Source organism: Azospirillum doebereinerae (assembly GCF_003989665.1).
Lineage (GTDB): Bacteria > Pseudomonadota > Alphaproteobacteria > Azospirillales > Azospirillaceae > Azospirillum > Azospirillum doebereinerae.
Window position 1 is genome coordinate 1 of sequence record NZ_RZIJ01000095.1, and the last position, 392, is coordinate 392.

Genomic DNA, 392 nt, shown 5'->3' on the forward strand with positions numbered 1-392 from the left:
ATCGGCTTTTCCGGCCAGATGCACGGTGCCGTGCTGCTGGGGCAGGACGGCCGGGTGCTGCGGCCGGCCATCCTGTGGAACGACGGCCGTTCCCACCGCCAGTGCGCGGCGATGGAGGCGGCGCTGCCGGCCCTGCGCGTCATCAGCGGCAACATCGCCATGCCGGGCTTCACCGCGCCCAAGCTGCTGTGGGTGGCGGAGGAGGAGCCGGAGGTCTTCGCCGCCGTCGCCAAGGTGCTGCTGCCCAAGGCCTATGTCCGCTGGCGCCTGACCGGGGCGATGGTGGAGGAGATGTCGGACGCGTCCGGCACGCTGTGGCTCGACGTCGCCCGGCGCGACTGGTCGGACGAGCTGCTGGCCGTGACCCGCCTGACCCGCGCCCACATGCCCGA

General features: G+C 72.7%; 1 protein-coding gene. It reads left to right on the forward strand.

What is annotated here, in order from left to right; genetic code table 11:
- Nucleotides 1-392 (forward strand): FGGY family carbohydrate kinase (locus EJ913_RS31355; RefSeq protein WP_244939576.1); only part of this gene is annotated, 392 nt, incomplete at both ends.